A 10,735-nucleotide genomic window follows, 5' to 3' on the forward strand; every position below is an offset into this window, starting at 1 on the left:
AAGTTCCGGCTGATGCAGCGGTAGTCAATGGTTTTGAGCAAATTGGTTTGCAGGCTCTGGATGGAATGAAGCTAGACTGCATCGAAGGGCCTACGTGTATGAGGGGGCCTAGCCCGGCGAATGGAACTGATTGAGCCTTGCCGAACAGGGTGGTATTTTTCGCTGAGAAATAAGTGAACTCGCTTTATGCGCGATTTCTTTCCCTCGCTTTTTGAAAATCCCAATTATGGGATGATTTATCTGCTATATTAGAATTACCCAAAATCAGAAAAAGGTGTGATCTGTATGTTGCAACCCGGTCTTTATGAGCAGGTCATCAATGAGGAGATTGGTGGTGAGCTGGATGCGCTTCCCGCTCAGCGACGCGCCACAGCAGCCATCGATAAGGCAGAGGCGTCTCAGGTGTTGGCGCAATATCTTGCCTCGGTAGCGCAAAAAGGGCTGGATGACCTGGTGGATAAGGGCGGCGATGTATCCGCGCAAATTGGGCTTGTTAATCAGCTGATCCAGACCATCGAACATACAACCCAAGAAGCTGACTTTGCTCCGCTGTGCGTTGACGGCAGGGCAGAGCAGCTTCTTGCGCTTTTGCGAGAAAACGACCCTGCGTTGGTGATGGGACGCACGGCAGGTGACCTGCCTCGGCCCGAAACATCTCTGGCCCGCAGTAGCCTGTTCACTGGTGCATTGAATGAGCCACAGATGTTCTCCGAACTGAAAAAGGAGATTGCCTGCGCCGATCGGATTGATATGCTGGTGTCCTTCATCAAATGGAGCGGTCTGCGCCTAATCTTGGAAGAGCTGCGCGCATTTACTCAAAGCGGAGGCCGGTTGCGTGTGATCTCTACCTCTTACATGGGGGCCACCGACCCCAAAGCCATTGAAGAGTTGAATCGACTGCTCTTCGTGGCCCACCGGGAAGAAATTCTCCGGCAAAGTCGGTATACCTTTCAGAATATCTTACGTGACCCTAATTTCGGAGAGTTGTTTGTGGGTGGCAGCCGCCCGGAGGATCTGGACCATTTGTTCGTTTCTATCCAGACGGTGAATTCCCAGGAACTGTACAACCGTTTGCCGGCGGACTATTACGACTACATTGTGGTAGACGAGTTTCACCATGCCGCCGCGCCTACTTATCGGCGGCTGCTGGACCATTTCCAGCCTCAGCTTCTGCTGGGTCTGACTGCTACGCCGGAACGCATGGATGGTAAAACAGATATTATTCTCAACTACTTCGGCGGACGTATCGCGGCGGAGATCCGACTGCCGGAGGCCATCGACCGAAAACTGCTCTGCCCTTTCCAATACTTTGGTGTGGCGGATACTGTTGATCTGGATGAACTACGCTGGGTGCGGGGCGGCTACGACAAAAATGACCTGACAAATTTGTACTCTCTAAACCGCGCGGTAGCGGAGCGTCGCGCCGGCCATATCCTGCAATCCCTGGACCACTACGTTACCGACATGGATGCAGTGAAGGGATTGGGCTTCTGCGTGTCGGTGGAGCATGCCCGATTTATGGCGGACTATTTCAACGAGCATGAGGTACCGTCCCTGTGTTTGGTGGGGCAGTCCTCTGACGATGAACGCTACACTGCCAAGAAACGGCTGGTCGGCGGAGAGCTGCGCTTTTTGTTCGTGGTGGACATCTATAACGAGGGCGTGGACATTCCCGAAGTGAACACCGTGCTATTTTTGCGTCCTACCGAATCCCTCACGGTGTTTCTGCAGCAGCTGGGCCGCGGCCTGCGCCTATCCGAGGACAAAGAATGCCTGACGGTGCTAGATTTCATTGGGCAGGCCAACCGCAAGTACAACTTTGAGGAAAAGTTTGCGGCGCTGCTCTCAAATACTAACCATAGCGTGCAATACGAACTCAAGCACGGATTCATTTCGGCACCCAAGGGTTGCTATATCCAGTTGGAAAAGAAACCGACTCAGGTGATTTTGGATAGCATCAAAAACTCCTTCGGCCTGCGGGCGGGGCTGGTTGGTCGCATCCGCACTTTTGAGGAGGACACCGAACTGACACTGAACCTGTCCAATTTTACACGCTATTACCATTTAGACGTCCGCACCCTTTACACTAAGGCCAGCTTTTCCCGCCTGTGTGTGGCGGCCGGCGTGAAACCAGATTTTGACGAACCGGCGGAAACCGCACTCACTCGTGCTTTTGGACGATTAGCAGCACTGGATTCTCGTCGCTGGATTAGCTTTTTGCTGGATATTCTGCCACGGTTGGATAATGTGGATTTCTCCACACTGCCACCCATTGAGCGGCGGATGCTGCAGATGTTCTATGTAACAGTGTGGGGCAAGGCAGCCGACGATTGGCGGGATGAAGAGGTGCTGAGCAATTTGTACAGCCTGTCCGACAGTCCAGTGCTGCTGGCGGAATTGCTGGAACTGTTGCGATTGAGATTCGACGCCATCGACTTTCTTGACCAGCCGGTGGATCTGGGCTTTGATTGCCCGCTGGATGTGCATTGTACCTACACCCGTGATCAACTGTTGGTTGCGCTGGATTTCAATAAGCCTGCTACCGTACGAGAGGGTGTCAAATGGCTGCCGGACAAGCAATTGGATGTGTTCTTTGTCACGCTGAACAAGGCGGACAAGGACTATTCGCCCACCACGATGTACAAGGACTACTCCATCAACGAGACTCTGTTCCATTGGCAGAGCCAGAGTACAACGACTCCAAACTCTTCCAAAGGGCAGCGTTATATCCATCATCGGGAAATGGGCACGAAGGTTCTGCTGTTCGTACGGGAATTAAAGACCGACCTGGCCGGTACGGCACCCTACACGTTCTTGGGAACGGCCAACTATGTGAAGCACGAGGGAAGCCGTCCGATGAGCATTACCTGGAAGTTGGATGTGCCTATCCCAGCGAAGTATCTGAAGAAAACAAATAAATTGGTGGTTGGATGAGGAGTGTGTTTATGATCAACAGCAAATTTGAACCGTTGGCGCTTTATTTTCAATGTCAGAATGAACCTCAAATTGTTCTTTCATTTGAAGAAATAGAAGCTATCTTAGAATTTAAGCTGTGCAAATCGGCGAGAAAGTACATCGCCTATTGGCAACCGTCAAAGACGTATACGCTACCTAATATTTGCCTGGATGTAGGATATAGGATTAAAGATGTAGACTTGAAATATGAGAAAGTTCGTTTGGATCACCGCGGGTGAGATCGACCAATATGATTTTTGCCCGGCGGATGAAGTGATTTTGGGAAAGTTGAAAGCAGAGGGTGAATAATGGAAAATCTATCTCTGTTCAATTGGGAGAGTGCGGAACAAGAGCAGATGCCACAGAACAACTCGGGCAATCTGGATGTAGTAAAGATGGAGTTTTTGGAGGCTGAAACACTTTCCTGGAAAGAGCTATTCTCGGGTTTTGATACTCTGCATGCGATTACCTATTCATCAGGAATAGGCTTTGTCTATCAGCTGTTGGAAATGTTTCAGAAAGCTGAAATCGTGTTCGGCTGTGATGAGGTGATTTCCTATTCGCTGCAAGAAATTATGGCCTATCAATGCAAAACCATTGAGCGACTTCGAGAGTCGGCCAGTAAAAGAAAGATAGACTTGGTCGCGCGCATTGAAAAAGGAACGCTTCGTTTCTTCGTGGCACGAAATGTGCTATCTCACGAGAAAATATACCTGCTTTCAGCGGAGAATGGCCGAAAGCGCGTTATAATGGGATCGGCCAATATGTCTTTTGCGGCATTTGGAGGTAAACAGCGTGAGAATATTTCTTATATTGACGGAGACAAAGCCTACGATTGGTATTGGGACTGCTATTGCCAGCTGAAAGAAGAAAGTACGGATGAAGTCGCCCAAGAATCCCTTCTGTGTGCAGACGATGCGGAAAATCTGGAACAACTTCCTATTGCCAGGACGATACAGGTGAAAAAAGCGTTTGTGCTACAGCCTGTGCAGGAAGCAAAAGAGGAAGTCCGCTTTGCATTGGATATTAAGAATTTAGCTGCAAAGTTTTCTACGGCCGTGCCGAAACCGGATAAAAAGGGGAGGCAGATGCTTTCACCAGAGAAAATGAAAACAATCCGGCGGCAGGTGGTGGCGGGCAAAACTAAAGATAAAGAACTTCAAAACGAATACCCACAGTTGGAAATTTTCCCTGATGAGGGATTGGTTCGCCTGAATGACGCGACTTTGGATCTACAGCCCTCCCGTGAAGAGGTGGCCAAAGATATTGGGCTTTTCCTGAAGTATATGGATGGCTACGAAAAGTTTAATGGCGACAAGAAGGGGATGCAGCGGCGTTACTTTGAATTTGCCAACTGGTTTTTCTGCTCTCCCTTTATGGCTTGCATGAGAGACATGGCAGTGCGCTACAACCAAAACCTGTTGCCCTACCCGGTATTTGGTCTTGTATACGGGCAGAGCAAAGCAGGAAAAACCAGTTTTTTGGAAACCCTACTTAAAATGATGATTGGGCAGAAAACAAAGCTTTCAGCACCGGATTTTACCCGCTCTAGTATTGAGGGATTAAAACGTACCGTAAAAGGTGCCCCAATCATTGTGGATGATTTGACTAACACTCGATTTAACCAGCATGCAATAGAGACAATCAAAAACGATGATTTCGGAGTAGCAGATGGACTCCTTCATTATCCGGCAGTTGTTATCAGCGCTAATGAGGATGTGAAAGCTGTTGCACCGGAAGTGATTCGTCGCACGGTAATCTGCCGTGTTCAGGCAGGACTTACAAATACACAGGTTATGCAGAGTAGTGTTGTGCGTACAGTGCAACGCGAGATCGGTACCGCTTTTTATCGTGAATATCTGCGGAGAATGCTACCAATCGTTAACGATCTTCTGGAGGCTCTCAAGGATGATGATTCTGAGAGTGCACCAGATATTTTAGCAAGATCCTCACAGGTTTTGCTCGATCTTTTCGCTGAGTATTGCGAAAGAGAAGTCCCGGACTACGTCCGTCTTTTGAGCCTCGAAGATTATTTTAGCGAGAAGGTCACTGGCAGCTATGCGATCAAAACAATTCAAGATGCATGGCGAACCAGCCGGTCTTCTTTTGAGATTTCGGAGAAAAACAATGAGTTGCGGTATAATGCGGGTGCAACATGGGAAGCGGATCGACTTTTGAAGGAACTGCCAGAGACTTTAGAGCCACACAAATCCCGCGATTGGGTTGTAATGGATTTGGATGAGGCGAAGAAGTTTTTTGAAATTGATTTCAAGAAAAACTGGCTGGATCGGTTTAAGAGGGGATGAATGCAGTGAAAAGATATTACAAACTTGTTCGCGACCGTATTCCTGAGATTGTCGAATCGGATGGCAAGCGCTGCATAGTAGAAATACTTTCAGACGAAGAGTACCTGCTTTTGCTGGACCACAAATTGGATGAGGAGCTGGCAGAATACCAGGAAAGCAAGTCCCTAGAGGAATTGGCCGATTTGCTGGAAGTGATCCGAGCTGTAGTGAAGGCCCGTGGCTGGACGATGAAAGAACTGGAGCGAATGCGCGCTAAAAAGGCCACTGAACGCGGTGGATTTGAGAAAAAGATTCTGCTAATGGAAGTGTGGGAATGAACACGGCAATGTTGCAAGAACAGGTGGCGGAGAAGATACAGATGCTTTACCAGATTTCGCGGGATTTAGAGACATTATTTCCGGGGCGGCACTATACCCCGGACGGACACATAATAGGCAGCATTGGGGAAGCTCTAGCAGCTAGCTTCTATGGTTTGGATTTGTTTACAGCTTCGGAAGAAACACATGATGCCAAGGCGCCGGATGGCCGACTGGTACAAATTAAAGCAACCCAAATTCAGAGGGTCGCCTTGTCCAGTGAGCCGAAATGGCTGCTCGTCCTAAAAATCCATCGCGATGGGACCTTTTCCGAGGAGTACAACGGCCCTGGGGCTTTGGTTTGGGCGCATTGCGGGAAAATGCAGAAAAATGGTCAGCGGCCTATTTCTTTGACTATGCTCCATCAGTTGCAGGAGAAAGTTCCCGTTTCCCAGCGTCTGCAGCGAATCGTGTGAGGTGAAAGTTCATGCCTGCCTACCATTCCGTCTCCGGAAGCGTGGCCGAGGATCTGTTCATTGAATTGTTCAGCGAGACCTTCGGTGCGGAGAAAACCAAGTACCTGTATTCGCAGTATCATTTTTACGATATCTACCAGAACAGCCGCTATGCCGATTTCATGCTGGAAAGCGACGCGCATCGAATCGCCATCGAGATCGATGACGAAGCTTCCCACAACAAAAGCTTGGTGGCGTCCACCAAGTTTTACGACGACCTCCTCAAGCAAAACAGCATGGTGTATTTGGGGTGGGACGTGTATCGCTGGGCGGTGCGTCAGATGCAGATTCAGCCTGACGCGGTCAAGGACGAGTTGCGCGTGTTCCTCGGCAGCCATCCCCAGTTCAAGGAGATCGAGGACTATCTTCCGCCCCAGCGCGGCAAAGAACTGGACGGTTCCCATCTGGATTTGAAAAAGCACCAGATCGAGGCACTAAAATCGCTGCAAGCCATGCGGGACAACAGTGAAACCATCGCTCTGTTGTACCACGCCACCGGCACCGGAAAGACGGTAACCGCAGTCATGGACGCGAAAAACTGCGGCGGACGCACGTTGTTCCTGGCTCATACCCAGGAGCTAGTGAACCAGGCTACGGAGACCTTCCGCAAGTTGTGGCCAAGCGTCACGGTGGGGCGGTATGTGGAGAACATGAAGCAGCCTAACGCCCATGTGGTCTGTGGCAGTGTGCAGAGCGTGGCGCTGCATCTGGATGAGTTCCGGGGTGATGCCTTTAACTACCTGATCGTGGATGAAGCACATCATGCCTCCGCCGATACATACCAGAAAATTTTGTCCTACTTCAAGCCTTCCTTCACCCTGGGGCTGACCGCCACGCCGGAACGGACGGACGACGGCAAGGTTATTTTGGAAATTTTCAAGAACACCGCCCACAAGCTGGACATCCAGACGGCGGTGGAGATCGGCGAGCTCGTGCCGATTCGTTGTATCCGCATCCACACCAACATCGACCTGACCAAGGTGCGCTTTAACAGCGTGCAATACAACATCCGGGATCTGGAGAGTAAGATCTATGTGCCGGAGCGCAACCGTCTTATTGTGGATACCTGGCTGCAATACGTCCGGGATAAGCGCACGGTGGTGTTTTGCGCCTCTGTGAAACACGCCGAGCAGATCGCCGAATTGTTCCGGGAGGCAGGCGTGCGGGCCGCGTCGGTGTCCGGCGGTATGAAGCAAGCGGAGCGCAAGGAGTTCCAGGACAAGTTCGTCAGCCGGGAGATCCAGGTGCTTTGCGCCTGCGATCTGCTCAACGAGGGCTGGGACTGCCCGGAAACGGAAGTCCTATTCATGGCCCGCCCCACCATGTCCCGGGTGCTCTACACCCAGCAGCTGGGCCGCGGAATGCGGCTCTATTCGGGCAAAGAAAGCCTAATGGTCTTTGACTTTGTGGACAACGCCAGCCAGTACAATATGCCCCAGTCGCTGCATCGCTTGTTCAAACTGAAAGAATACCGACCTGGTCAACTGGCGGTTGCGCCTGGAGTCAGGAAGGCTGCGGAAGCGGAACTGTACGCGAAAGGGGAGAAGCCGGAGGCGCTGATCGACTGGCCGGTGGACGCCATCGATTATGAACTGGTGGACATCTTCAACTGGCAGGACGAGGCGGAAGGGATGATCTCTCAGATGGAGTTCGTCCGTCGTGTGGACGTGCAGACCGAGACCATCGAGCGATATGTGCGGGAAGGCAAGCTGGTGCCCGACCTGGTTGTGCCCATGAGTGAGCACAGGACCTTCAAGTATTTCAAGAAGGAAACGCTGGAGGAGTATGCTACTCAGTACGGCTGGACCTTGATCGATGACTCCAACCGCAAGGAGCTGTTTCTGGACATGATCCGCCAGATGGATATGAGCTATTCCTACAAGCCGGTGCTGATCAAGGCCATTCTGCTCTATGCTGATGATAAGGGCCGGATCAAGCTGGAGGACATCGTTTCCTATTTCCGCTCTTACTACGAAGGCCGGCGTGCTGCCGGGCTGGTGGTGGAAAAGAAAAACAGCATCTTCGCCAAGGGAGGCTATACCGACAAAGAGGCAGAGCGGAATATCCTGGCCAATCCCTTCAAGCGCTTTGAAGATATGCAGATGCTCCGCCATACCAAAACCCTGGGAATCGTCCAGGCGGACGACGCGGTGTGGAGAAAACTTACAAAGGAAGAAAAGGTGGAGATGGAGCGGGTCTGCGACCAAAAGCTGGCGGGATATTTTGACAGACTCTTCTGAAGCTCGCACGGAGCGGAGACTTCGATTGAAGCTACGGGTAGACAATAGCATTTGTCTACGACAGAAATCAAGAGAAGCTTTAATAACAAATAAGGAGGCCGTTTAATGACTTTGCGTTCAACTTGTATTTGCGACGGAAAACTTATCGGTATCGAAAGCATCTTCTCTGTTGTCGATGGAATGCAGATTAATATACCAGAAAAAGTCGAGGCGTTGCGGGCGAAAAGTAAGAACAAAGAATTGTATTGCCCTTGCGGATGTGGGGCTAACTTGATTCTTGTTGCCGGAGATCGAAATCTTCGAGCGCAGCACTTTCGCTTAAAAGGTGGGCAGTCAGATAAAGAATGTGAATTTGTATCGGAAGGTTCCATATCAATTTATTCAAAGATAGTTCTGAAATGTTGGATGAGTGATAAATATCCTGATGCTGATATTCAATCTCGCGTACCAATCTGCGAAGTAGAAGACACTGACCGTCGGTATGAAATAACTTTGCTGGCAAAAAACAAAGGTGTTGCTATTAGTTACTGCCATGATCGCGCAAATCTTACTGATGAAAAGCTAGATATCCTGGATAGAAACGTTTCTGGTATTCATCTTCATTATGTATGCGATGTCGAAAATGCAGGAATATTTGCGCAGTATCCAGAAATGATGATGAAAATTCAAAAGAGACAGGGGTATTGTTTGTTTTTGGAATTGGGATTCGACGATAGGGGGGGACCCGCGTACTCCCAATCTAAGCTTAAAGGGGTTTTTTATTATCACAATGACAATGGGTCGTGGAAGGAGCTGGAAATCGTTTCTGATTACATATCATCCTTCGATTTTGGCAAAAATGGAGGACTATTATATTCCGGGAAATCTCTCCATTCTTTGAAAGAACAGCGTGAACAACAATATATAAGTGAACTAAAACAACGAAGAATATTGCAGGAAAAAGCGAGGGAGCAACATCGTATTGAGAAGGAACGACGTCGGCAGGAAGCTGAAGCGAAGCGGCAGAAGTGTCTCGCACAGATGGAAAAACAACGCGCTTCAGAAGCAGAAGCCGAGAGCGAAAGAAAAGAGCAACATGCTCGAGAACTTAAAGCTAAAGAAGAACGCGAAAAAGCCATTCGGGAATGTACAAAAGAAAAAATCGATGCGATTATCGATGATGATCAAGAGCATCCTTTCCGCGATCCAGCGGGCAAGCGCTGGGTTAGATGTGAGCATTGTGGACAGATTTTCACTGAAGACAACTTTGTGATTTATGGCGGCATCCATCATGCCAATCTTGGGACTTGCAAGGAGTGCAGTAAAAAGTGTGGGATAAGGTCGACATCAAAGACGTAATCATTATGGGCTTGAAGGTGCCGGGAATCCGTATCGACCGTGAACAATTCTTGCGCAAAGAGTTTCAGACCAAATGCACTCAGGAGGTCATCGATCGTGCAGTCGAGAGCACACCGCTCCGCGCCGGTATTTCGCAGCAACTTGTGGATGAGATTGCCGATGAAGTGATCAAATACGGACGAGCTTGCGTTTCGGGCATATCAACTGCGTTGGGAATGCCTGGCGGGGTTGCAATGGCGGCCACCATACCCGCGGACATTGCACAGTACTATGGGTATCTGCTGCGAGCCACGCAAAAACTGATGTATCTTTATGGATTCCCCCAGATCGATGTAGAGGAAAAAGGGCAGACTTTTGATTCCGAAACTATGAATTTGATGATCGTCTGCATGGGGGTAATGTATGGTGTTGCAGGCGCCAGCAATGCGCTTCGATCTGTGGCAAAGGCGTTGGGAACCGGCGTCGAAAAGCAATTGCTTCGTCGAGCACTGACCAAAGGCACTATTTACCCTATTGTCAAAAGCGTTTCTAAGTGGTTTGGAATTAAAATGACCAAAGAGGTGTTCGCCGGATTTTTCAAAAAAACCATTCCGGTGGTTGGAGGCGTGCTTGGCGGCGGAATCACCTTCATCACGTTCAAACCTTGTTGTGACAAACTGAAGGCATCCTTGCAAAAAACCATCTTGAGTGATCCGAATTATCTGGGCGATGAAAGCGACTTGACCTTTGCGGAATATACGGAACTGTCAGACGAAACTTTATGCTCGCCCGCAACCATGGTGTAAACAACGAAAAAGCCCACGAAGCCTTTTCAGAACTGGCTTCGCGGGCTTTTGTATGTGTGTTGATAAAGTGGTAAGGAAATAAGAACAAATGGTTGAGTGACTGTCGAAATGCGAAAAACTTGTACTGCTACTTTGTGCAGTTAGCAATATTTTGCAAAAGAAAGTAGCTTTCGAGTGGCGAATCAACGCTGAAAATGGCTTTGGAATGAAAATGAATATCATCACTGCAGAAGATTGCGATAGATGCTCTTGACAATACCGGCTTTCCAGATGTATACTAAATCTGTACACGAGAAAAGT

General features: G+C 49.4%; 7 protein-coding genes and 1 pseudogene. All 8 read left to right on the top strand.

Features of this window, described 5'->3' with window-relative positions; genetic code table 11:
- Positions 1-396: 396 nt before the first annotated feature.
- Positions 397-2,934, top strand: a pseudogene (locus B5E65_RS02020) (DUF3427 domain-containing protein); the annotation flags it as partial.
- Between the two features lie 11 nt (positions 2,935-2,945).
- Positions 2,946-3,194: a DUF7662 domain-containing protein gene (locus B5E65_RS02025; protein ID WP_087170116.1), complete on the top strand. Its 249-nt coding sequence runs from the start codon at positions 2,946-2,948 to the stop codon at positions 3,192-3,194.
- A 69-nt stretch (positions 3,195-3,263) separates the two neighbouring features.
- Complete coding sequence (locus tag B5E65_RS02030) at positions 3,264-5,261, top strand: restriction endonuclease PLD domain-containing protein (protein WP_087170117.1); 1,998 nt, start codon at positions 3,264-3,266, stop codon at positions 5,259-5,261.
- Complete coding sequence (locus tag B5E65_RS02035) at positions 5,258-5,578, top strand: nucleoside triphosphate pyrophosphohydrolase (protein WP_087170118.1); 321 nt, start codon at positions 5,258-5,260, stop codon at positions 5,576-5,578. Before B5E65_RS02030 ends, B5E65_RS02035 begins: the two co-directional genes overlap by 4 nt.
- A complete protein-coding gene (locus B5E65_RS02040) occupies positions 5,575-6,033 on the top strand; it encodes a DUF6998 domain-containing protein (RefSeq protein ID WP_206406266.1) in 459 nt (152 codons plus the stop codon). Before B5E65_RS02035 ends, B5E65_RS02040 begins: the two co-directional genes overlap by 4 nt.
- A gap of 11 nt (positions 6,034-6,044) precedes the next feature.
- Entirely contained in the window at positions 6,045-8,312 is a 2,268-nt protein-coding gene (locus B5E65_RS02045) for a DEAD/DEAH box helicase (protein ID WP_087170119.1), read from the top strand.
- A gap of 105 nt (positions 8,313-8,417) precedes the next feature.
- Positions 8,418-9,650 carry a cell envelope integrity TolA family protein gene (locus tag B5E65_RS15970; RefSeq protein WP_143402947.1) on the top strand — a complete coding sequence of 411 codons (1,233 nt, stop codon included), beginning with the start codon at positions 8,418-8,420 and terminating at the stop codon, positions 9,648-9,650.
- Positions 9,620-10,435 carry a hypothetical protein gene (locus B5E65_RS02055; protein WP_087170121.1) on the top strand — a complete coding sequence of 272 codons (816 nt, stop codon included), beginning with the start codon at positions 9,620-9,622 and terminating at the stop codon, positions 10,433-10,435. The genes B5E65_RS15970 and B5E65_RS02055 overlap by 31 nt, the downstream gene beginning before the upstream one ends.
- Positions 10,436-10,735 lie beyond the last annotated feature (300 nt).

It is taken from the genome of Gemmiger sp. An120 (assembly GCF_002160955.1).
Lineage (GTDB): Bacteria > Bacillota > Clostridia > Oscillospirales > Ruminococcaceae > Gemmiger_A > Gemmiger_A avium.

Bases quoted from the DNA above. Each gene is read 5' to 3' on its own strand.
- B5E65_RS02025 (WP_087170116.1), top strand. From the start codon at position 2,946: ATGATCAACAGCAAATTTGAACCGTTGGCGCTTTATTTTCAATGTCAG.
- B5E65_RS02030 (WP_087170117.1), top strand. From the start codon at position 3,264: ATGGAAAATCTATCTCTGTTCAATTGGGAGAGTGCGGAACAAGAGCAG.
- B5E65_RS02035 (WP_087170118.1), top strand. From the start codon at position 5,258: ATGAATGCAGTGAAAAGATATTACAAACTTGTTCGCGACCGTATTCCT.
- B5E65_RS02040 (WP_206406266.1), top strand. From the start codon at position 5,575: ATGAACACGGCAATGTTGCAAGAACAGGTGGCGGAGAAGATACAGATG.
- B5E65_RS02045 (WP_087170119.1), top strand. From the start codon at position 6,045: ATGCCTGCCTACCATTCCGTCTCCGGAAGCGTGGCCGAGGATCTGTTC.
- B5E65_RS15970 (WP_143402947.1), top strand. From the start codon at position 8,418: ATGACTTTGCGTTCAACTTGTATTTGCGACGGAAAACTTATCGGTATC.